Annotated in this window: 13 protein-coding genes; 11 read left to right on the forward strand and 2 right to left on the reverse strand. The window is 64.5% G+C overall.

The genetic code is table 11. The annotated features are described in order from the left end of the window. Nucleotides 1–58 precede the first annotated feature (58 nt). The 11 genes from ASC95_RS06680 to ASC95_RS06730 all read left to right on the forward strand — a co-directional run bounded on the left by ASC95_RS06680 (nt 59) and on the right by ASC95_RS06730 (nt 17,425). On the forward strand, nt 59–1,138 hold the full coding sequence (locus ASC95_RS06680; RefSeq protein ID WP_057296909.1) for a pilus assembly protein PilM: 1,080 nt from the start codon (nt 59–61) through the stop codon (nt 1,136–1,138). Further along, complete coding sequence (locus tag ASC95_RS06685; protein WP_057296910.1) at nt 1,135–1,737, forward strand: PilN domain-containing protein; 603 nt, start codon at nt 1,135–1,137, stop codon at nt 1,735–1,737. The genes ASC95_RS06680 and ASC95_RS06685 overlap by 4 nt, the downstream gene beginning before the upstream one ends. Nucleotides 1,738–1,743: 6 nt before the next feature. After that, entirely contained in the window at nt 1,744–2,433 is a 690-nt protein-coding gene (locus tag ASC95_RS06690; protein ID WP_057296911.1) for a type 4a pilus biogenesis protein PilO, read from the forward strand. Next, on the forward strand, nt 2,430–2,954 hold the full coding sequence (locus ASC95_RS06695) for a pilus assembly protein PilP (protein ID WP_057296912.1): 525 nt from the start codon (nt 2,430–2,432) through the stop codon (nt 2,952–2,954). Before ASC95_RS06690 ends, ASC95_RS06695 begins: the two co-directional genes overlap by 4 nt. Beyond that, complete coding sequence (pilQ, locus tag ASC95_RS06700) at nt 2,951–5,152, forward strand: type IV pilus secretin PilQ (protein WP_057296913.1); 2,202 nt, start codon at nt 2,951–2,953, stop codon at nt 5,150–5,152. Before ASC95_RS06695 ends, pilQ begins: the two co-directional genes overlap by 4 nt. A gap of 58 nt (nt 5,153–5,210) precedes the next feature. Beyond that, nucleotides 5,211–7,382 (forward strand): Ig-like domain-containing protein, encoded by a 2,172-nt coding sequence (locus ASC95_RS06705; RefSeq protein ID WP_157255974.1) that lies wholly within the window; start codon nt 5,211–5,213, stop codon nt 7,380–7,382. Between the two features lies 1 nt (nt 7,383). Beyond that, entirely contained in the window at nt 7,384–9,093 is a 1,710-nt protein-coding gene (aroB, locus tag ASC95_RS06710) for a 3-dehydroquinate synthase (RefSeq protein WP_369820581.1), read from the forward strand. A gap of 1 nt (nt 9,094) precedes the next feature. Next, nucleotides 9,095–10,231, forward strand: coding sequence for a deoxyguanosinetriphosphate triphosphohydrolase (locus ASC95_RS06715; protein ID WP_057296916.1), 1,137 nt, complete (start codon nt 9,095–9,097; stop codon nt 10,229–10,231). A gap of 79 nt (nt 10,232–10,310) precedes the next feature. Beyond that, nucleotides 10,311–11,036: a transposase gene (locus tag ASC95_RS06720; protein WP_057296917.1), complete on the forward strand. Its 726-nt coding sequence runs from the start codon at nt 10,311–10,313 to the stop codon at nt 11,034–11,036. Nucleotides 11,037–11,165: 129 nt separating this feature from the next. Continuing rightward, nucleotides 11,166–15,938 carry a glutamate synthase-related protein gene (locus ASC95_RS06725; RefSeq protein ID WP_057296918.1) on the forward strand — a complete coding sequence of 1,591 codons (4,773 nt, stop codon included), beginning with the start codon at nt 11,166–11,168 and terminating at the stop codon, nt 15,936–15,938. 11 nt (nt 15,939–15,949) lie between these two features. Next, on the forward strand, nt 15,950–17,425 hold the full coding sequence (locus ASC95_RS06730; protein WP_057296919.1) for a glutamate synthase subunit beta: 1,476 nt from the start codon (nt 15,950–15,952) through the stop codon (nt 17,423–17,425). A gap of 64 nt (nt 17,426–17,489) precedes the next feature. Here the strand turns inward: ASC95_RS06730 and ASC95_RS06735 are convergent, their stop codons facing one another. Both ASC95_RS06735 and ASC95_RS06740 read right to left on the reverse strand, forming a co-directional pair. Next, entirely contained in the window at nt 17,490–21,386 is a 3,897-nt protein-coding gene (locus tag ASC95_RS06735) for a pilus assembly protein (RefSeq protein ID WP_057296920.1), read from the reverse strand. A gap of 28 nt (nt 21,387–21,414) precedes the next feature. Then, nucleotides 21,415–22,059, reverse strand: a complete 645-nt coding sequence (locus tag ASC95_RS06740) for a hypothetical protein (RefSeq protein WP_057296921.1) — start codon at nt 22,057–22,059, stop codon at nt 21,415–21,417. Nucleotides 22,060–22,067 lie beyond the last annotated feature (8 nt).

Below are 22,067 nucleotides of genomic sequence, written 5' to 3' on the forward strand. Positions count from 1 at the left end.
GCATTCAAGTAACTTATTAATAGTCCGATACGTAACTCGCGTGTCGGGAACAAAGGGCATGGGAATACTTGACGCACTTTTGGGTCGCAAGCACCCCCCCCTGATTGGCCTGGATATCAGTTCATCCAGCGTCAAGCTGGTGGAGCTGAGCCAGACCAAGAGCGGTGAATTCGTGCTCGAGCGCTTTGCCAGCGAGCCCTTCGAGAAGGGCTGGATTGCTGACGGCCAGATCGAGAAGTTCGACGAGGTGGCCGACGCAGTCCGCCGCGTCGTTGCGCGCAGTGGCAGCAGGACCCGCGACGCCGCCCTGGCCATGCCGCAGTCGGCCGTCATCACCAAGAAGATCATGTTGCCCGCCGGCCTGCGCGAGGAAGAACTCGAATTGCAGGTCGAGGCCGAGGCCAACCAGTACATCCCGTTCTCGCTGGATGAGGTCAGCCTGGATTTCTGCGTCATCGGCCCCAGCCCCACGTCGGTGGGCGATGTCGAGGTGCTGATCGCGGCGTCGCGAAAGGATCGCGTGCAGGATCGGCAAGGTCTGGCCGAGGCGGCCGGCCTGCGCCCGGTCGTGCTCGACATCGAGTCTCACGCGTCGCGCATGGCGATGGGCCGCTTGATCGCTGCCCTGCCCAATGAAGGCAAGGATGCCCTCGTTGCGCTGTTCGAGATTGGCGCAGACACCACCAGCCTCAAGGTGCTGCGCGACGACGAACTGCTTTACGACCGGGACCAGTCTTTCGGCGGATCCCAGCTGACACAGCTCATTTCGCGGCAATACGGCTTCTCCTTCGAGGAGGCCGAGCAGAAGAAGCTGGCCAATGAGCTGCCGGAGGACTATGAGACCAGCGTGCTCAACCCCTTCGTCGACAGCTTGTCCCAGGAAATCGGCCGGGCGCTGCAGTATTTCTTCACCAGCACGCCGCATCACAAGGTGCACTACGTGATGCTGGCCGGCGGCACGGCCACTCTGCCCGGTCTGAAGGAGCGGGTGACGGACCTGACGGGTTTTGCCTGCATGGTGGTCAATCCCTTCGAGAACATGGCCATGGGCTCCGCCGTGCGCGAGCCCAAGCTGCGTCGTGAGGCGCCGTCCTATCTGACCGCCTGCGGCCTCGCGATGCGGAGGTTCTTCCAGTGATCCTGATCAACCTGCTGCCGTATCGCGAAGAACGGCGCAAGCGGCGCAAGGCTGCCTTCTTCGCCGGCCTGGGCTTTGCTGGCCTGGTCGGTGCCGGCCTTGTGGTGGCGGCCTACCTGATGCTGCAATTCCTGACCGCCGAGCAGCAGTCGCACAACCAGTACATCCAGAGCCAGATCTCTCTGCTCGAAGCCCAGATCAAGGACATCGCCGATCTGAAGGCCGAAATCGAGTCGCTCAAGGCGCGCCAGCGTGCCGTCGAGGACCTGCAGACGGATCGCAACACGCCGGTGCAACTGCTCAATGATTTGGCCCGGCTGGCCCCCGAAGGCATCTACCTGACGGCCATCAAGCAGGACGCCAAGCTCGTCACCATCAGCGGCATCGCCCAGACGAACGAGCGCGTGTCCGAGTTCCTGCGCAACGTGTCGCGCAGCTCGGAATGGCTGGAGAAGCCCGATCTCATCGAAGTCAAGCTGGCCAATGTCACGACCAACACGCGTGACCAGCGGCGCCTGCTGGACTTCTCGATGAAGGTCTCGATCAAGACCCCGCCGCGCGAGGCTGCGCCGGGTGCCGCAGCGCCGAAGAAGAGCTGATCGCCCATGGCCACCTCCACATCCAAGTTCGACCTGAACGCCTGGTTCGCCGACGTCGCGAGCCAGTTCCAGGGCCTCAATCCCAAGGAGCCGGGCCAGTGGCCGCTGCTGCCCAAGCTCGCCGCCTCGCTGTTCGTGATGGTGATCGTCGCCTTGGCCGGCTACTTTTTTGTGCTGTCCGACGTGCAGGCCGGCCTGGAAGCAGAGCGCGACCGTGAACCGCAACTGCGCCAGGACTATCACAACAAGCTGGGCCAGGCCGTCAACCTGCCCGAACTGCGCAAGCAGAAGAGCCAGGTCGAGGAATACGTGACCCAGCTTGAAAAGCAGTTGCCCGGCAAGGCGGAAATCGATTCCCTGCTGTCCGACATCAGCAGCGCTGGCGTCGGGCGCGGCCTGCAGTTCGAGCTGTTCCGGCCCGGCCAGGTGCTGATCAAGGACTATTACGCCGAGCTGCCGATCGCGGTCAAGGTGTCGGGCCGCTATCACGACATCGGCGCCTTTGCCGCCGACGTGTCGAATCTGTCGCGCATCGTCACCCTGCACAACCTCGTGGTCGTCGCGCCCAGTGGCCCGCGCGACGCGAACGGCCCCCTCAGCATGGAGGCCACGGCGCGCACCTACCGCTACCTGGACGCCACCGAAGTTGCCGAGCAGAAGAAGGCCGCGACCAAGACGGCGGGAGGCAAGAAATGAAGCGCCTGCTGATGCCCCTTGCAGTGCTGCTGCCGCTGGCCGGTTGCGGCAGCGACATGGATGAGCTGCGCCAATGGATGGAGCAAGAGCGCAAGGAAGCCAAGACCACCGTCACGCCGCTGCTGCCGCCCAAGAAATTCCTGCCCCAGCCGTATGAGTCGGCGGCCGGCGTGGACCCCTACAGCCCGCAGAAGCTCAGCGTCGCGATCAAGCAGGAAGCCGCGCAGCCGAATTCCCTGTTGACGGCCGAGATCAGCCGTCGCAAGGAGCCGCTGGAGGCCTATCCGCTGGACGGCATGGCCATGGTGGGCAGCCTGACGCGCGACAACCGCCGCTATGCGCTGTTGCGCGTCGACAACCTGTTGTATCAAGTCAAGGCCGGGGACTACCTCGGCCAGAACTTCGGCCGCATCACCAAGATCAGCGAGACCGAGATCACGTTGCGAGAAGTCGTCCAGGACGCTGCGGGCGAGTGGATCGAGCGCACCAGTACCCTCCAGCTACAGGAGAAGGGACGATGAACAAGACACCGCAGGAGAATAAGTCGATGGGCCGTGGCTGGTTGGTGGGATTCGCACTCACGTTGCTGGCCGCCGCGCCGGCAGCTTGGGCACAGACGCAGATACGCTCGATCAATACCAGCCAGCAGGCGGGTGTGGAGGTCGTACGGATCGAACTGAGCGAGCCCTTGCAGGCCCTGCCGACCGGCTTCACGATCCAGGCGCCGCCGCGCATCGCCATCGATCTGCCGGGCGTCACGAACGGCGTCGGTCGCAACCAGATCGACATCAACCAGGGAAATCTCCGCTCGGCCAATGTGGCACAGGCGGGTGAACGCTCCCGCATCGTGCTGAACCTGCGCCATGCTTCGGGCTACACGGCCAAGCTGGAGGGCAATGCCCTGGTCATCGTCCTCGACCCGGCGCCCGTGCAGCCCTTGCCCCAGGCCCAAGCTCCCGGCGAACCGGTCCATTTCGCACAGAGCCTCAACGCCGCACCTCAGCCGCTGCGCGATATCGACTTCCGTCGTGGCGCGGACGATGCAGGCCGCGTCATCGTCAACCTGCCCAGCAACCAGGTCGGCGTCGACATCCAGCAGCAGGGCCATAGCCTGGTGGTCGAGTTCCTGCGGTCCAGCCTGCCGGAGAACCTGCGTCGCAAGATCGACGTGGTCGATTTCGGTACCCCCGTGCAAACCATCACCACGAGCCAGGTCGGTGATCGGGTGCGCATGCTGGTCGAACCCAAGGGCAACTGGGAACACAGCGCCTACCAGAGCGACAACCAGTTCGTCCTGGAGGTCAGGCCGCAGAAGGTCGATCCGAACAAGCTGACCCAGGGGCCCGGCTACGCAGGTGACAAGCTGTCGCTGAACTTCCAGAACATCGAAGTCCGGGCACTGCTGCAGGTCATTGCCGACTTCACCAACTTCAACGTCGTCACCAGCGATACCGTGACCGGCAGCGTCACGTTGCGCCTGAAGGACGTGCCTTGGGATCAGGCGCTGGACATCATCATGCAGGCCAAGGGCCTGGGCCTGAGGAAGTCCGGCAACGTGCTGTGGATCGCGCCCAAGGAAGAGCTCGCCACCAAGGAGAGGCTGGACCTCGAAGCCAAGGCGGCCATCGCCCAGCTCGAACCGCTGCGAACCCAGTCCTTCCAGCTCAACTATGTGAAGGCCGAGGACCTTGCCAAGGGCCTGACGGGTCAGGGCGCCACGTCATCCGGCAGTGGCGGTTCCAGCAGTGGTGGCAGCGGTACTGGTACCGGGACGCGCATTCTTTCGGCGCGTGGCAGTGTCATCTTCGAGCCTCGCACCAACCAGCTCTTCGTCTCGGATGTGCCGAGCAAGCTCGAAGAGATCCAGACCATGATCGCCAAGATCGACATCCCGGTGCGCCAGGTGCTGATCGAGGCGCGCATCGTCGAGGCCAACGACAAGTTCGGCCGCTCGTTGGGCGTCAAGCTCGGCGCCAACGATCTGCGCGGGCAGCAGGGGGGCATCCCGGGCTATAGCGTTGGTGGCGGCAACTATGTGACCATCGGTGGCAACTACAACGGCATCGGCTCCCAGACCAACCAAGGGGTCGCTGCCAATTACAACAACACCCAGTTCGTCAACCTGCCGGCGAACACGTCGTCCGACGCGTTCAGCGGCGGCACGGCAACCCAGGTCGCGCTGTCGCTATTCAGCGCCACCGCCAACCGCTTCCTGAACCTTGAGCTGTCGGCGCTTGAATCCGACGGCAAGGGCAAGGTCGTGTCCAGCCCGCGCGTCATCACGGCCGACCAGGTCAAGGCCCTTATCGAGCAGGGTGAGGAACTGCCTTATCAGGTGGCCACGGCCAGTGGTGCGACTTCCATCGCATTCCGCAAGGCCAACCTCAAGCTGGAGGTCACGCCGCAGATCACGCCTGAAGGCAGCGTCATCCTGAACGTGGACGTCAACAAGGACAGCCGCGGTACGTTGACGCCCCAGGGCTATGCAATCAATACCAAGCATGTTCAGACGCAGGTGCTGGTCGAGAACGGCGGTACGGTCGTCATTGGCGGCATCTACACACAGGACGAGGGCGAGACCGTCAACAAGGTGCCGCTGCTGGGAGATGTGCCTTTCCTGGGCAACCTGTTCAAGAACAAGACCCGCACGACCTCCAAGACCGAGCTGTTGATCTTCCTGACGCCCAAGGTGGTCAGTGAACGGTCGACGGTGCGCTGAGAATTCACCGAATTGACGATGTGTCAGCTGCGCTGGCTACACACGGGAGTGAGCAGAGATGTTGAAGTTTGATGTTTGGAGCCGGACTGCGGTTCGTGCGTTGTTGGGTGGTGTGCTGGCTGCAGCGCTCACGGCCTGTGGCGGTGGCGGTGGAAGCGCCGGTACACCGGTCTTCGATCCTCCGGCATCCACCCCGTCGGGCGCGGCGAGCGCGGTGGCGGCCGACCTCGTCGTCGTGCTGAACAAGTCCACGTTGACGAACACGGGGTCCGATTCCATCACGGCGACGGTGACGTCCATCGACACCAACCGCGCCGCGATTGGCAACGTGCCGGTCACCCTTTCCGTCAATGCCAATGCGGTGGTGTCGACAAATAACGCGACAGCAACCAATGCCAGCGGCCAGTTGACGGCCACGATTACCCAGGGCTCGGACACTTCGGTTCGTCCCGTGACCCTGACCGTAGCCTCGGGCACTATTACGCGGGCGGTGACCTTCAATGTCGTCCAGCAGTCTTCGACCAACAATCCTCAGGCCAATGACCTGACGTTGACGCTGAGCGCGAGCAATATCAATAACTCGGGCAGCGCAACGATCACCGCCACGGCTACGGCAGTGGACGGCAATAGAAACGCCTTGCTGGGCATTCCCGTGCAGCTTTCGGTGACAGACCCCAGCGCCTTCCTCATCGCGCCCTCCAGCACTACAAATGCCAGTGGACAGGTGACGGGTACGGTCAACATCGGTCAGGATCGCTCGAATCGCACCATCACAGTCGTTGCGACAAGCGGCAACTTGACGCGCACCGCGGCGTTCCAGGTCATTGGGGCAAACTTCTCGCAAGCCAGCCCGGTGCCGGCCGTTGCGACGGTGGGCGCCGCCGGTACCGTCCAATACACGCTGTCTGACGTGAACAGCAATCCGATGCCGGGCGTGACTATCAATGTCAGCGGCAACGGCGTGACCAGTGCCACGGGGACGACGGACTTGAATGGCGCTTATACGTTCACTTACACCACCCCCAACGCCCCGGGAACCAATCTGACGATCAAGGCGGTAGCGGGCGGGCGCGAGTCTCTCGTGACGATTCCCATCGCAGGCGGCAGTACGACGGTGCCAGTGGCTGGCTCCACGCCTGTCGCGACGGCACTGAATCTGTCTGCCGATGTCGTCACGGTCAACACGTCCACCACCAACAACCAGGTGACCGTCAGTGCCATCTTCCGCGATGGCAGCAATGCACCCATCTCCAACGTTCGCGTGCTGTTCGCAGCAGCGGGCGACAACGGGACCGGCAAGATCGGCTCTGGGACAAACTCCGTTCTGTCGGATGCCTCGGGTACCGCCTCGACGACCTATGCCCCTGGCGCCGTCAGCAGCCCGACGAACGGCGTGACTATTCAAGCCTGCTGGAAAGTCAGCGACTTCGCGCCCGGCGCCACGGCTGGCAGTTGCGTGGCTGCGGGCGGCCAGTTGCTGACCACGACGCTGACCATCGTTTCGAATCCGGTGTCGATCTCGATCGGCACGGACAACACGGTCGGTGAGGGTGGCGCCGGTCTGACCTATGTGAAAAAGTACGTCGTGCTCGTTGTGGATTCAGCTGGCAATCCCAAGGCCGATGTTCAGATCACGCCGTCGTTGGATCTGGGTAGTTATTCGAAGGGGTTTTGGAAATACAACATCGCGAAGCGCCGCTGGGAGCTGACACCTCAAGGCGACTACGCGGCCGTCCTTGATGACGGTGTGTATATCGAGGGTGCACTCAACGCCATTTGCCCCAACGAGGATTTGAATCGGAACGGTGTCGTCGACGGCGGTGAAGACGTGAACGGCAACAAGCAGTTGGATCCCCGCAAGTCCGATGTCGCAATCACGCTGGTGGGCGCTACCAAGACGGATGCAAACGGCGTCGCTGTGCTTCAGCTCGAGTACCCGAAGAGTCTGGGTACCTGGGTCGACTACAAGATCACGGTCACTGCAGCGGGTGTCCTCAGCCCACCTGCTTACTACCCGATTGGTGTGCCGGTGTCCCTGCCGTCCAAGTCGTACTCCGCGCTTGTGGCTCAGGGTGTCGCTCAGGGCCAGACCTACGCGGCAAGCGTCGTTGACTACCTGTATACCTACACACAACTGCCGGTTTCTGCAGGAGACCTTACCAGCGAAACGCCGCCGCCGTTCGTGATCAGCCCTTATGGCACCAGCAGCAGCTGCGCCAGCCCGAAGTGAGGTGATTGCCCTCGTGGGCATGCCTGGCGGTGGCAAGTCCACCGTCGGCAAACAACTGGCACGCCAAATTGGCGTGCCTTTTGTCGATTCGGACCATGAAATCGAGCTGCGCATCGGCGGCAGCATCAAGCAGTTCTTCGAGCGCCATGGTGAGGACGCTTTTCGGGACCTTGAGACCGAGGTAATCGCCGAGCTGATCGCACGCCCTGGCGATCGCGTGCTGGCCACCGGCGGCGGTGCGGTGCTGAGGGAGCGCAATCGCGAGCTGCTGCATGGCGGCGCGACGGTGCTTTACCTGCGCTCCACGCCCGAGGACCTGTTCCGGCGTCTGCGCCACGACACCACGCGGCCGCTGCTGCAGGTGCGCGACCCGCTGGCCAAGCTGCGCGAACTCCACCAGCAGCGCGACCCGCTCTATCGCCGCTGCGCCCACTACGTGCTGGAGAGTGCACGGCCTTCGGTGCATGCACTCGTCAACATGGCGTTGATGCAGCTGGAACTGGCCGGCCTGCTCGATCCGACGCGCGTGGCTGCCACTGTTGGGGCCGAGCCGCTTGATGCGGGCTTGACCGGACGCAGAGGGCCGCCAGCGGGGGCGGCTCTTACACTTGGCCGCATGCCTGCCACCGATACCGTCCGCATCCGGCTTCCCGACGACCGCAATTACGAGATTCGCATCGGTTCGGGCCTGCTGGACGAGCCTGCCAGCTGGCAGCATCTGCCCAAGGCGGCAACCGCCGTCATCGTCAGCAACGAGACCGTGGCCCCGCTGTACGCCACTCGTCTGCGTGAACGCCTCCTGGCGGTCTACGGCCGGGTCGATGTCGTCGTGCTGCCGGACGGCGAACAGCACAAGGATTGGGACAGCCTGAATCGCATCTGCGACCACCTGCTTGGCCACGCGCTGGACCGCAAGACCGTGCTGTTCGCGCTGGGCGGCGGCGTCATCGGCGACATGACCGGTTTCGCGGCGGCCATCTACATGCGCGGCGTGCCCTTCGTGCAGGTGCCCACCACATTGCTGGCTCAGGTCGACTCGTCGGTCGGCGGCAAGACGGCGATCAACCATACGCTGGGCAAGAACATGCTCGGCGCCTTCTACCAGCCCGCGCGCGTCATCGCCGACCTGGACACCCTGGACAGTCTGCCGGACCGTGAACTGCGCGCTGGCCTGGCCGAGGTCATCAAGTATGGCCCGATCGCTGACGCCGGTTTCCTGTGCTGGATCGAGGACAACCTCGACGCGATGCTGGCGCGTGACAAGGCCGTGCTCGGCTATGCGGTGCGGCGCAGTTGCGAGATCAAGGCCGACGTGGTGGGCCAGGACGAGCGTGAGCAAGGCCTGCGCGCCATCCTGAACTTCGGCCACACCATCGGCCATGCCATCGAAGCCGGTCTCGGCTATGGCGCGTGGCTGCATGGCGAAGCCGTTGCCTGCGGCATGGTACTGGCGGCCGACCTGTCGCAGCGCATGGGGCTGATGCCGGCCGGCTTCGTCGAGCGCCTGCGCCGCCTGGTCGAGAGGGCAGGGCTGCCGGTGCAGCCGCCTCAGCTGGGCGCCGAACGCTATCTGTCGCTGATGCGGGTGGACAAGAAGGCGGAGGCGGGTGAGATCCGCTTCGTCCTCATCGAGACGATCGGCCGAGCCGGCCTGCACTCGGTGCCAGACATACATATCGTAGAAACACTGGCAGCGCACGGGGCGGCCTGAGATGTTCACGCCGCGCCCGGCCTACGCCGCCGACCCGGCGCGCAGCCGCGGCCGCCGCCTGCCCGAGCCGGCCGCACCCACGCGCAGCGAATTCCAGCGCGACCGCGACCGCATCATCCACAGCACGGCGTTTCGCCGCCTCGTCTACAAGACCCAGGTCTTCCTCAACCATGAGGGCGATCTGTTCCGCACGCGGCTGACGCATTCACTGGAGGTCGCCCAACTCGGCCGCTCCATCGCACGCAGCCTGGGCCTGGACGAAGACCTGGTCGAGGCCGTGGCTCTGGCGCATGATCTCGGCCACACGCCGTTCGGCCATGCGGGCCAGGACGTGCTGGACGAATGCATGCGCGCCCATGGCGGCTTCGAGCACAACCTGCAGTCACTGCGCGTCGTCGATCAACTGGAGCAGCGCTATCCGGATTTCGACGGCCTCAACCTGTGCTTCGAGACGCGTGAGGGCATCCTCAAGCACTGCTCGCGACGGCATGCCGAACTCATCGAGGCTGTCGAACCTGGCGGCATCGCTACCCGCTTTCTGCGTGGCGGCCAGCCCAGCCTGGAAGCCCAGCTCTGCAATCTCGCCGACGAAGTGGCCTACAACGCGCACGACGTGGACGATGGCGTGCGCTCGGGCCTGATCGAGCTGGAACAGCTGCTGGATGTCGAACTGGTGCGGGAGCACTGGCGAGCGTCGCTGGATGCGCACCCCGGCCTGGCCGGCAAGCGCCTGCTGTTCGAGACGATCCGCCGCATGCTGTCGGCCCAGGTCTACGACATCATCGACGCCACGCGTGCGGCGCTGGCTGACGCAGCGCCCGATGGTGTCGACGCCGTACGCCAGGCGGACAAACCGCTGCTGCGCTTCAGCCCAGACATGCGCACCAAGAGCACTGCGCTCAAGCGCTTCCTGTTCGGTAACCTCTACCGTCACCCGCAGGTGCAATCCACGCGTGGCCGCGCCGAGCAGGTGCTGCGCGACCTCTTCGCGGCTTATTCGACCGACGCGACGCAGATGCCGGCAGACTTCGCCGAGCGCGCTGATCGTGAACGAGCCTGCGCCGACTACATCGCCGGGATGACCGATCGGTTCGCTATCCGCGAGCATCAAAGGCTGACAGGCAAGACGCTCTTCTGATCCTATTTCACAAAATGGGGTCGGAGTCGATTATCCTGGTCGCTTCTACCGTGGCCGCTGGGCCGACAAGGACGCACCCATGGCCCGCCTACCCCGATTGATCCTGCCGGGTCAGCCCCACCATGTCATCCTGCGCGGCAACAATCGTCAGGCCATCTTCTTCAGTGACCACGACCGCGAGCACCTGCTGGTCGCATTGGCCGAGGTCGCGGTTCAGTATGGGGTGGCCGTTCATGCTTACGTGCTGATGGACAACCACCTTCACCTGCTGCTGACGCCGCCCGCTGTGGACGCTCTCAGTCGCATGATGCAAGCGCTCGGCCGCCGCTACGTGGCCTGGTTCAACACCCGTCATCAGCGCAGCGGCACGCTCTGGGAAGGGCGGTTCAGGGCGGGCTTGATCGAGGGCGAACGGCATCTGCTGGCCTGCATGCGCTACATCGAATTGAATCCAGTGCGTGCAGGACTGTGCCAAGACGCGGCGCAATGGCCCTGGTCCAGCGCCGCCCACCACCTTGGCCTGAAGCGCAGTGCGCTGGTCACGGAGCATGAACTGTATTGGTCACTGGGCAACACACCCTTCGAGCGCGAACATGCCTATCGCGAGTTGATGGACCAGGGTGTCACCCTGCAGGAGCAAGCGCAGTTCACTGAGGCTGTGTTGCGGGGGCGGCCAGTGGGCGGCGCGGCGTTCCTGAATGCGCTGGGCGACATCCACCCGAAAGTCGCACTCAAACGGCCGCGCGGACGGCCGCGCAAAACGCCACTGGCGTCGTCGGAAACCAAGCCAACCGGAGTGGCATGACTATGGCCCCATTTATTTAACTTCATCACATTGATGGAAAATTAATTGACTCTGACCCTAATTTAATCAGGTTGCCGCAAATGCTGCACTGCATTACGCTCCCGCCCTGTTGTGTTCCAGGAGGGCGCTATGAGCCACGCCGCGCAGATTCAAGCCGAGATCCAAGACCTAGCCGAGCACGGGCTCTACCGGCCGGGCAATGAGAAAGACGCCTGCGGCCTCGGGTTCGTGGCACACATCAAAGGCCACAAGGCGCACCACATCGTCCAGCAGGGCCTGAAGATCCTCGAGAACCTGGATCACCGCGGCGCGGTCGGTGCCGACAAGCTGATGGGCGACGGTGCCGGCATCCTGATCCAGATCCCGGACGAGTACTACCGCGCCGAGATGGCCAAGCAGGGCATCAACCTGCCGCCGCCCGGCGAATACGGCGTTGGCATGATCTTCCTGCCCAAGGAAGCCGCCTCGCGCCTGGCCTGCGAGCAGGAACTGGCCCGCGCCATCAAGGCCGAAGGCCAGGTGTTGATCGGCTGGCGCGATGTGCCGGTGGACCGTGAGATGCCCATGTCGCCCACCGTGCGCGAGAAGGAGCCGGTGATCCGCCAGATCTTCATCGGCCGCGGCCCGGACATCATCGTGCCCGACGCGCTGGAACGAAAGCTCTACGTCATCCGCAAGACGGCCTCCAGCGCCATCCAGGCGCTCAAGCTCACGCACAGCCGCGAGTACTACGTGCCGTCGATGAGCTGCCGCACCGTCATCTACAAGGGCCTGCTGCTGGCCGACCAGGTCGGCAAGTACTACCTCGACCTGGCCGACCCGCGCGTCGTCTCGGCCATCGCGCTGGTGCACCAGCGCTTCTCCACCAACACCTTCCCCGAATGGCCGCTGGCCCACCCCTACCGCATGGTCTGCCACAACGGCGAGATCAACACGGTCAAGGGCAACTTCAACTGGATGCGCGCCCGCGAAGGCGTCATGAAGTCGCCCGTCCTGGGCGACGACCTGAAGAAGCTCTACCCCATCAGCTTCGAGCACCAGTCCGACACGGCCACCTTCGACAATGCCATCGAGCTGCTGACCATGAGCGGTTACCCGCTCGCCCACGCGGCCATGATGATGATCCCGGAAGCCTGGGAGCAGCACGAAGGCATGGACGAGCGCCGCCGCGCCTTCTACGAGTACCACGCCGCCATGATGGAGCCGTGGGACGGCCCCGCCGCCATGGCCTTCACCGATGGCCGTCAGGTCTGCGCCGCGCTGGACCGCAACGGCCTGCGTCCGGCCCGCTACTGCATCACCGATGACGACCTCGTGGTCATGGCCTCAGAGTCCGGTGTGCTGCCCATCCCCGAAGCCAAGATCGTCAAGAAGTGGCGCCTTCAGCCCGGCAAGATGTTCCTCATCGACCTGGAGCAGGGCCGCATCGTCGACGACGAGGAACTGAAGAACCAGTTCGCCAATGCGCGCCCCTACCGCCAGTGGATCGAGAACGTGCGCGTCAAGCTGGACGACATCGCCGTGCCCGACACGGCCCGCCCCGGTTTCACGACGACGCTGCTGGACCGCCAGCAGGCCTTCGGCACCACGCAGGAGGACATCAAGTTCCTGCTTGCACCGATGGCCGCCAATGGCGAAGAGGGCATCGGCTCCATGGGCAACGACTCGCCGCTGGCGGTGCTGTCGGGCAAGAACAAGCCGCTCTACAACTACTTCAAGCAGCTCTTCGCCCAGGTCACGAACCCGCCGATCGACCCGATCCGCGAGAACATCGTGATGTCGCTGAACAGCTTCATCGGCCCCAAGCCGAACCTGCTGGACATCAACGCCATCAACCCGCCGATGCGCCTGGAAGTCAGCCAGCCCATCCTGGACTTCGACGACATGGCCCGCCTGCGCGGCATCGAGGCGCCCACCAACGGCAAGTTCAAGCCGAGTGAGCTGGACATCACCTACCCGCGCGACTGGGGCCGCGCCGGCGTGGAAGCGCAGCTCGCCTCGCTGTGCGCCTCGGCCGTGGACGCCATCAAGACCGGCCACAACATCCTCATCATCACGGACCGCCACCTGAGCCAGGACCGCATCGCCATTCCCGCGCTGCTGGCCCTGTCCGCCGTCCACCACCACCTGGTGCGTGAAGGCCTGCGCACGACGGCCGGCCTGGTCGTCGAGACCGGCACGGCCCGTGAGGTGCACCACTTCGCCGTGCTGGCCGGCTACGGCGCGGAGGCCGTCCACCCCTACCTGGCCCTAGAGAGCCTCGAGGCGATGAAGGACGAACTGCCGCCAAAGCTGACGGCAGAGCAGGCTCGCTACAACTACATCAAGGCGGTGGGCAAGGGCCTGTCCAAGATCATGTCCAAGATGGGCATCTCGACCTACATGTCCTACTGCGGCGCGCAGATCTTCGAGGCCATCGGCCTGAAGGCGGACTTCGTCGAAAAGTACTTCCGCGGCACCGCCACGCAGGTGGGCGGCATCGGCGTGTTCGAGGTGGCCGAGGAAGCCATCCGCATGCACGAGGCCGCCTTCGGCGACGACCCGCTGCTGGACAGCATGCTGGAGACGGGTGGCGAGTACGCCTGGCGCGTCCGCGGCGAAGAGCATATGTGGACGCCCGACGCCATCGCCAAGCTGCAGCACGCGGCGCGCGCCGGCAAGTTCGAGACGTACAAGGAATACGCCCAGCTCATCAACGACCAGAGCAAGCGCCACATGACGCTGCGCGGCCTGTTCGAGTTCAAGTTCGACCCCGCCAAGGCCGTGCCGCTGGAGGAGGTCGAGTCGGCCGCCGACATCGTCAAGCGCTTCGCCACCGGCGCGATGTCGCTGGGTTCCATCTCCACCGAGGCGCATGCCACGTTGGCTGTCGCCATGAACCGCATCGGCGGCAAGAGCAACACAGGTGAGGGCGGCGAAGACCCGGCGCGCTACCGCAACGAGCTCAAGGGCATCAAGATCACCGATGGCACCAAGATCAGCGACGTCATCGACGGCAAGGTCATCGCCGTCGACTACGCGCTGAAGGAAAACGACAGCCTGCGCTCCAAGATCAAGCAGGTGGCCTCCGGCCGCTTTGGCGTCACGACCGAGTACCTGGTCAGTGCCGACCAGATCCAGATCAAGATGGCCCAGGGCGCCAAGCCCGGCGAGGGCGGCCAGCTGCCCGGCGGCAAGGTGTCCGAGTACATCGGCATGCTGCGCCACTCGGTGCCCGGCGTCGGCCTCATCAGCCCGCCGCCCCACCACGACATCTACTCCATCGAGGACCTGGCCCAGCTCATCCACGACCTGAAGAACGTCAACCCCAAGGCGGACGTGTCGGTCAAGCTGGTGTCCGAAGTCGGCGTGGGCACGGTCGCCACCGGCGTGGCCAAGTGCAAGGCCGACCACATCGTCATCGCCGGCCACGACGGCGGCACCGGTGCTTCGCCCTGGTCGTCCATCAAGCACTGCGGCACGCCGTGGGAGCTGGGCCTGGCCGAGGCGCAGCAGACGCTGGTGCTGAACCGCCTGCGCGGCCGCGTGCGCGTGCAGGCCGACGGCCAGATGAAGACCGGCCGCGACGTCGTCATCGGCGCGCTGCTGGGCGCAGACGAGTTCGGCTTTGCCACCGCGCCGCTGGTGGCCGAGGGCTGCATCATGATGCGCAAGTGCCACCTCAACACCTGCCCGGTGGGTGTGGCGACTCAGGACCCGGTGCTGCGCAAGAAGTTCACCGGCCGCCCCGAGCACGTCGTCAACTACTTCTTCTTTGTCGCCGAGGAAGCGCGCCAGATCATGGCCCAGCTGGGCGTGCGCAAGTTCGACGAACTGATCGGTCGCAGTGACTGGCTGGACACCAAGAAGGCCATCTCGCACTGGAAGGCCAAGGGCCTGGACTTCGCCCGCATCTTCTACCGCCCCGGTTTCGACAAGGTGCCTGCCGACGTGGCCCGCATCCACAACGATGTGCAGGATCACGGCCTGGAGCGCGCGCTCGACGTCAAGCTGATCGAGAAGTGCCTGCCCGCCTTCGAGAAGGGCGAGAAGGTGCAGTTCATGCAGGAAGTCAGCAACGTGCGCCGCTCGGTCGGTGCGCGCCTGTCCGGGGAGCTGATCCGCCGCAAGCCCGAGGGCCTGCCCGACCACACCATCTTCATCCAGATGGAAGGCACCGGCGGCCAGAGCTTCGGCGCCTTCCTCGCGCACGGCATCACCTTCTACCTGATCGGTGACGCCAACGACTACACCGGCAAGGGCATGTCCGGCGGCCGCATCGTCGTGCGCCCCAGCATCGACTTCCGCGGCGACGCGACCAAGAACATCATCGTCGGCAACACCGCGCTGTATGGCGCGACGCGCGGCGAGGCTTTCTTTCGCGGTGTGGCGGGCGAGCGTTTCGCGGTGCGCCTGTCGGGCGCCACGGCCGTTGTCGAAGGCACGGGCGACCATGGCTGCGAGTACATGACCGGCGGCACCGTCGCCGTGCTCGGCAAGACCGGCCGCAACTTCGCCGCCGGCATGAGCGGTGGCATCGCCTACGTCTATGACGAGGATGGCCACTTCGCCAAGCGCTGCAACACCAGCATGGTGTCGCTGGAGAAGCTCGCGACGGCGCAGGAGCAGGAGGCCAGCGTGGACAAGGCCATCTGGCACCGCACCAAGGGTGTCGACGGCGTGGACCGCGAGGCGCAGACCGACGAGGCCATCCTGAAGAAGCTGCTGGAAGACCACCACCGCTGGACCGGCAGCCAGCGCGCCCGCGACATCCTCGACCACTGGGCCGAGTCGCGCACCAAGTTCGTCAAGGTGTTCCCGAACGAATACCGCCGTGCCCTGGGCGAGCTCAACGCCGCCCGGGAAGCCGCACAAACCATCGCTCAGGCCAAGGCGCCTGAAGCCGTCACCGCCAAGGCCTGAGGAGAGGGAGCATGGGAAAAGTCACCGGCTTCATGGAGTACGAGCGTCTGGAAGAGGGCTACGAGCCCGTCCCCGCCCGCGTCAAGAACTACAAGGAATTCGTCATCGGCCTGAACGTCGATCAGGCCAAGCAGCAGGGCGCGCGCTGCATGGACTGCGGCACGCCGTTCTGCAACAGCGGCTGCCCGGTCAACAACATCATTCCGGACTTCAATGACCTGGTCTACAAGGGCCGCCCGGAAGACTGGAAGAACGCGATCGTCGTTCTGCACAGCACCAACAACTTCCCCGAGTTCACCGGCCGCATCTGCCCCGCGCCCTGCGAGGCGGCCTGCACGCTGAACGTCAATGACGACGCGGTGGGCATCAAGTCCATCGAGCACGCCATCATCGACCGCGCCTGGGCCGAGGGCTGGGTACACCCGCAGCCGCCCAAGGTGAAGACGGGCAAGAAGATCGCCATCGTCGGCGCCGGCCCGGCCGGCCTGGCCGCGGCCCAGCAGCTGGCCCGTGTCGGCCACAGCGTCACGGTCTTCGAGAAGAACGACCGCGTCGGCGGCCTGCTGCGCTACGGCATCCCGGACTTCAAGATGGAGAAGTCCCACATCGACCGCCGCGTCGAGCAGATGAAGGCCGAGGGCGTCGAATTCCGCACCGGCGTGCTGATCGGTGCGCTGCCCGAGGGCAGCAAGGTCACCAACTGGGCCAAGGAAACCATCAGCGCCGACGAGCTGAAGGCGCAGTTCGACGCCATCGTGCTGACCGGCGGCGCCGAGCAGTCGCGTGACCTGCCCGTGCCCGGCCGGGAGCTGTCTGGCGTGCACTTCGCGATGGAATTCCTGCCGCAGCAGAACAAGGTCAACGCCGGCGACAAGCTGAAGAACCAGATCCGCGCGGACGGCAAGCATGTCATCGTCATTGGCGGCGGCGACACCGGCAGCGACTGCGTCGGCACCAGCAACCGCCACGGCGCCAAGAGCGTCACCCAGTTCGAGCTGCTGCCCCAGCCGCCCGAAGTGGAAGACCGCCCGCTGACCTGGCCTTACTGGCCGATCAAGCTGCGCACCTCGTCCAGCCACGAAGAGGGTTGCGAGCGCGAGTTCGCCATCGCCACCAAGGAGTTCATCGGCGAGAAGGGGAAGCTGACTGGCGTCAAGACGGTGCGCCTGCAATGGCACGGCGGCAAGATGACCGAGGTCGAAGGCAGCGAGCAGGTCCTGAAGGCCGACATGGCCTTCCTGGCCATGGGTTTCGTGTCGCCGGTCGCGACCATCCTGGAAGCCTTCGGCGTCGACAAGGATGCGCGCGGCAACGGCAAGGCGGCGACCGAAGGTGCGAACGCCTACAAGACCAATGTCGACAAGGTCTTCGCTGCCGGCGACATGCGCCGCGGCCAGAGCCTGGTGGTGTGGGCCATCCGCGAGGGCCGCCAGGCCGCGCGGGCGGTGGATGAATACCTGATGGGCGCGACGACGCTGCCGCGCTGACAGCACCCCGGCACTCCACATGCAACAAGGCCGCCCGAGGGCGGCCTTGTCTGTGTTGCAGAGTTCAGTTATTGACCTGGATTTCGCGCCAGTTCAGGCGTTGCAAGCCGAGGTTGGCCGGCTTGCGCGTGTCGACCTTTTCAACCGGCTGACAGTTGTTGCCTGTGCAGTTGTCCTTGCCTGCGAGCAGCACGGACTTGCCGACACCGTTGATGTTGACGCTGTAGAAGGTCAAATCGATGACGACGCCATCCGTCTTGCTGACGTAGCAGTTCGAACCACCGCCGGTGAGGCCGCAGTAGCCCGAACCGAGGTCGATCGCATAGATGCGGCTGGTGCCGTTGGGCGCGCAGGCGTCGGTAGAGCTCGGGGATGTGGCCGCGAATGCGACGGTGCCATAGAAAGAGGTGGGGTCAGACAGCACTCTCCAGCCCGGCCCCCCGGCTGAAACACCGAGATCCACATACCAGCCGAGCTGGGTGGTCAGATTCAGCGTGATCTTGGCGTTCAGATCGGTCAGCTGCAGCATGTTGGCCACTGTCAGCGGGAAGGTGATACCCGCCGGCAGCGTCGAGGTTTGTCCCGTGACGGTGCCATCCACGTCGAAAGCCGCGTTCGAGCCATCGATGATCGCAAAGAAGCGTTGCGCCTGAGTGTTGTTCAGGTCGGTGGCATCCAGCAGCCGACCAGTACCCACGGTGATGTAGCGGCGGTTGGTGCCGGGCTGCACGACGGGAAGGGGCTTGCTCGTGATGGGCAGGGCGCTGCCATTGGACCCCACCAAACTGGCAAACTTGACGGGGGCGGGATAGGCGGTAGTGCCGGTGACATCAACGCGCCAGACGTTGCCCATCAGATCGCCGCCGTAGATCGCGTCGGCGTAGCCATCAGTCAGGTCCAGCACGAAGGCGTTGATGTGGGCCATGCCTGCCTGATTGCTTGCAGAGCAGGCGGCGCAGTAGTTGTTGCCAGCAGTGGGCACGCTGGTGGTGGCAGCCACCTTCTGCAGCAACGCACCCGTGCGCGGGTCGATGAAGAAGAAGTAGGCGTGGCCATCGGTGTTGTTGTAGCCCGAGCCCACCACGACGGTCCAACCCCAGCGGCGCGTCTTGACGACCACCGGCTGACCGTAGACATAGCCCAGGTCGGCATCCGTGAACTCCCACAGCACCTTTTGAGCCGCGATCGCCTCGGTCGTGACCGAAGCGGGGTCGGTGATGTCGAGCGCGTACAGCGCCTTGCCACCCTTGCCCAGCCCGCCGACGAGGATGGTGCGCCAGTTCGTGGCGCCGACGACGCCGCCGGTGCGGCCGAGGTCGACGTCGATGGTCAACGGCGTGGCGTCCACCATGAAGTGGTGGAGGAAGGTCGGATTGCCGATGGACGCCAGGCCGTCGGTACTGCCGGTGCCGCTCGGGCCGCTGAACAGGGCGCTGGGAAAGTAGGCCCAGATCTCCTTGCCCGGCGTGCTCGGATTGGTGTTGGGGAAGGTGCTCGTGGTCAGGCTGCCGTCCACGGCGTGAACCATGCCGTCGTTGGACGCGACGTAGACCATGGGCGGTCGAGCAGCGTAGGTGGTCTTGAAGGTGTCGTAGCCGGGGTTGTTGGCGGCGGAGTAGGGCGCTGCCGGTGCAGCGACGGGGCGGGCCTTCGCATTGACGATGTCGCCCAGCAGCTTGGCACGGTCCCGGTAGGCGTGCGTCGAGCCGGCCGCCGCGGACGACACCTCGTTGGTGCGATCACCGCGCAGGTAGTTCAGGTAATTGGCTGAATCGTTGCCGGAGACATAGGACGTGTCGAGGGCCGTCAACTGGGTGGCGGAAATGCCACTGGTGCCACCACCGCTGCGGAAGGGCACGCCGGCGCTCCCGTTGTAAGTGACGATCCTTCGCGCGGTGTTCCAGCCCGTGCCGGCGGCCTGCGTGTCCAGCAGGGTGGCGAAGGTCCACTGGCTTTGCAGGCTCGGCTCGCCCGTCGTCGCGTTGAAGGTGGTCAGGCTGGCTTCAAGCTCGCCCGTCCAGCTCTTCGCATCGAACTTGGTGGAGTAGGAGGCAACGCCGAGCGCCGAGACTTGGGGCAGGGCTGTCGAGAATGATGTCGAATAGGCAGAGAGCTGGGAAGCGATGCTGGAGAAGGTCTTGTTCAGGCCTGCCACCATCTGATCGGCCTGCGCGGCCGTGTAGTAGTTGTCGGGACGCGGCGAGCCATCCGGCAGGGTGTCGGTGGTCGTGGTCCACCAGGTCTTCGTCGACGCGTTGCTGGCGAACTGGGAGGCCGTCGCCGTGGCGTCCGTATAGTTGCTGGGTGGCTTGAATCCGCCGTATTTGGCAGCCAGGTAGAACTGGTTGTTGGACTTGAAGGCCTGGTATTCCAGAACGTCCAGCCAGTAGGTCTGGATGGTCTGGACGCCGCTCTTGTCGGTGCGGATGTCGTTGATGTTGGACCAGTAGGCCAGGCCGGCCATCAGCGCGCCGTTGTTGGTGCAGCAACCGCCGTAGCCCTGGACGGACGCAAGCGAATTGCCCAGGCCCTGCAGCACGCCGACCCGGTTGGTCCAGTCCGTGGCGTTGACGCCCGTATCGTTGCTGACTTCGGCAGGTTTGGACGGCTCGGACGAGCCCGTTGCCCCCGGCAGGTTGCGGTCTGCATGGGCATTGACGTCGCCGATGCCGAGGATGAAGTTGCGCTGGCAGGAATACAGAACGGGATCATCCCAGGTGGTGATGACCGGGAAGCCGTCGGCATAGGTCGACTTGGTTGCTGCATTGCCAGACATTGACGTCCAGGCGGGCACATTGCCCAGGTTGCGGTAGTACCGCTGCGCGGCGTAGTACAGCTCGCCAACGGGGTCGTACGTCTTGTAGGTACTGGGTGTCGAGATCTCGCCAAACTTGTTGAGGTAGTTCATCACCCCGCTGTTGCTGATCGAGATATTGAACTCGCTGTTCGTGGCGGCGGCATCCGTCGCATTGGGATCCGTGACCATGACGCCAGTCGTTGCATCCCACTCGGGGCCGTCCCCGTTGGCGACAGGGATGCCACCCGGCACCGGTTTCATCGGGCCGATGAACTTCTGCTTTGCACGCAGCACGCCGCCATCTCGACCGAGAGTGCTGTCGTTGAGGTAGCCGAATGCGCTGTAGCGAATCTTGTCCGAATACTTCTGCATCAGCCCGGTCGGCTTGTAGGAGCTGGCGCCGTACAGCGTGCAGTTCGCCTCGAGGCCTCCGGCAGACACGGAAGAGTCACAGACCTTCACGCGGATGAAGACCTCGTAGAGCGTGCCATGCGCGTAGGCCGCGCTGGGGTTGTAGTGCGTGGCCGCATTGCCGTAGTTGGGGGACGGAACGCCGGAGGTCGCCGTCATGAAACGCATTTTGTTGCCGAGGGACCAGATCCGCGTCGCGATGCCGGTGGCGGTGGAAAACGGCGTGGCGCCACCCACGGTGGCATTGGTAGAGACGCTGCTGTCAGGGAAGTTGCTGGTGCTGCCCTGGTTGCTGGCCCAGCCCTTTTCCAGCACGGTCAGCGTCGAGGTATCGAGGACGCGATAGCCACCCGTCAATGCCCACCGGAATGGATCGATGGTCTGCATCGACGCCCAGTTCAGGTAGTTGCCGCTCCATTTGCCCGAGCAGGTTCGATTGGTAGCCGCGCCGTCCGGATAAAAGTAGTTGTCCGTGCTGGTGCCGTTCGTGTATCGGTAGGCGTAGCACTTGGCTGGGTCGAAGTAGCCAATGTAGGTACTGGCCGATGAGTAGGTGCGCGAGGGATGGGCCACACTGATGGCCGTCGGATACTCCACCGACAGCGCCAGTGCGAGGTTGCCCGGCACGTTGACGGACGTGAACACCGGTTGGTCCGACAGCGCGACCTGGGCAGACGACGTCACGGCAAGTGTCGCGAGGCTGGCTGACAGCGCCAGACCGCGCACGAAGACAACAAGGCGGACTGCATTCATGGAAAACCTCAAAGCGCCCTGAGCGGGCTCAGTTGGTGGTGAAGGTGGACTGGAAGAAGGACAGCGTGTTGCGCGGCCCCTTCACTCGCAGCGTGATGCGGTAAATGGGCTGTTCAGGAACTGCGGACGGGTTCGCGTTGTTGGCGGCGCCGCTGTTGGTCTGCGAGTTGATCCATTCACTGGAGCCACCCCCGAAGACCGTCTGGTTGGCCATCGTGCAGGTGCTGCTGCTGCAGCCGCCCGTGGCCGTGGCCATGCGGTCGATCACATAGCGGACCGTGACACCCATGTCGGCAACGGTGATGTCATTGCTGGCGACCCCGACGGTGGTGAAGGTGGTGTCCGACAGCAAGGCATTCGGAATGCCCTGGGCATTGGTGGCCAGCAGCGTGGCGCTGTAGTTGGCGCTCGTCAGATTGGTGTTGCGAGTCGTCACGACGGCCAGCGGTCCTGTGCGAACCGCGTCCATCGCAATTTGCAGCGCGCGCTCACCCTGATTCGTCAGGTCGCGCTTGAAGCCGATATTGCCGATCGTGAACTGGCTGGAATTGATGGAGCGTGAGATGGCCACCGCACCGATCAGCAGGATGACCAGGGTGATGAGGGCAAAGATCAGCGCGATGCCGTGCTGGTTGTGCTTTGGCGACCGGAGGTGGGTGTGGATGCGCTTCATCACGGCGG

This window comes from Pelomonas sp. Root1217 (genome assembly GCF_001425705.1).
Lineage (GTDB): Bacteria > Pseudomonadota > Gammaproteobacteria > Burkholderiales > Burkholderiaceae_C > Pelomonas.

What these genes read in the sequence shown, in the direction of transcription:
- ASC95_RS06690 (WP_057296911.1), top strand. Translation starts at nt 1,744, where the DNA reads ATGGCCACCTCCACATCCAAGTTCGACCTGAACGCCTGGTTCGCCGAC.
- ASC95_RS06680 (WP_057296909.1), top strand. Translation starts at nt 59, where the DNA reads ATGGGAATACTTGACGCACTTTTGGGTCGCAAGCACCCCCCCCTGATT.
- ASC95_RS06705 (WP_157255974.1), top strand. Translation starts at nt 5,211, where the DNA reads ATGTTGAAGTTTGATGTTTGGAGCCGGACTGCGGTTCGTGCGTTGTTG.
- ASC95_RS06715 (WP_057296916.1), top strand. Translation starts at nt 9,095, where the DNA reads ATGTTCACGCCGCGCCCGGCCTACGCCGCCGACCCGGCGCGCAGCCGC.
- ASC95_RS06720 (WP_057296917.1), top strand. Translation starts at nt 10,311, where the DNA reads ATGGCCCGCCTACCCCGATTGATCCTGCCGGGTCAGCCCCACCATGTC.
- ASC95_RS06740 (WP_057296921.1), bottom strand. Translation starts at nt 22,059, where the DNA reads ATGAAGCGCATCCACACCCACCTCCGGTCGCCAAAGCACAACCAGCAC.
- pilQ (WP_057296913.1), top strand. Translation starts at nt 2,951, where the DNA reads ATGAACAAGACACCGCAGGAGAATAAGTCGATGGGCCGTGGCTGGTTG.
- ASC95_RS06735 (WP_057296920.1), bottom strand. Translation starts at nt 21,386, where the DNA reads ATGAATGCAGTCCGCCTTGTTGTCTTCGTGCGCGGTCTGGCGCTGTCA.
- ASC95_RS06695 (WP_057296912.1), top strand. Translation starts at nt 2,430, where the DNA reads ATGAAGCGCCTGCTGATGCCCCTTGCAGTGCTGCTGCCGCTGGCCGGT.
- ASC95_RS06725 (WP_057296918.1), top strand. Translation starts at nt 11,166, where the DNA reads ATGAGCCACGCCGCGCAGATTCAAGCCGAGATCCAAGACCTAGCCGAG.
- ASC95_RS06730 (WP_057296919.1), top strand. Translation starts at nt 15,950, where the DNA reads ATGGGAAAAGTCACCGGCTTCATGGAGTACGAGCGTCTGGAAGAGGGC.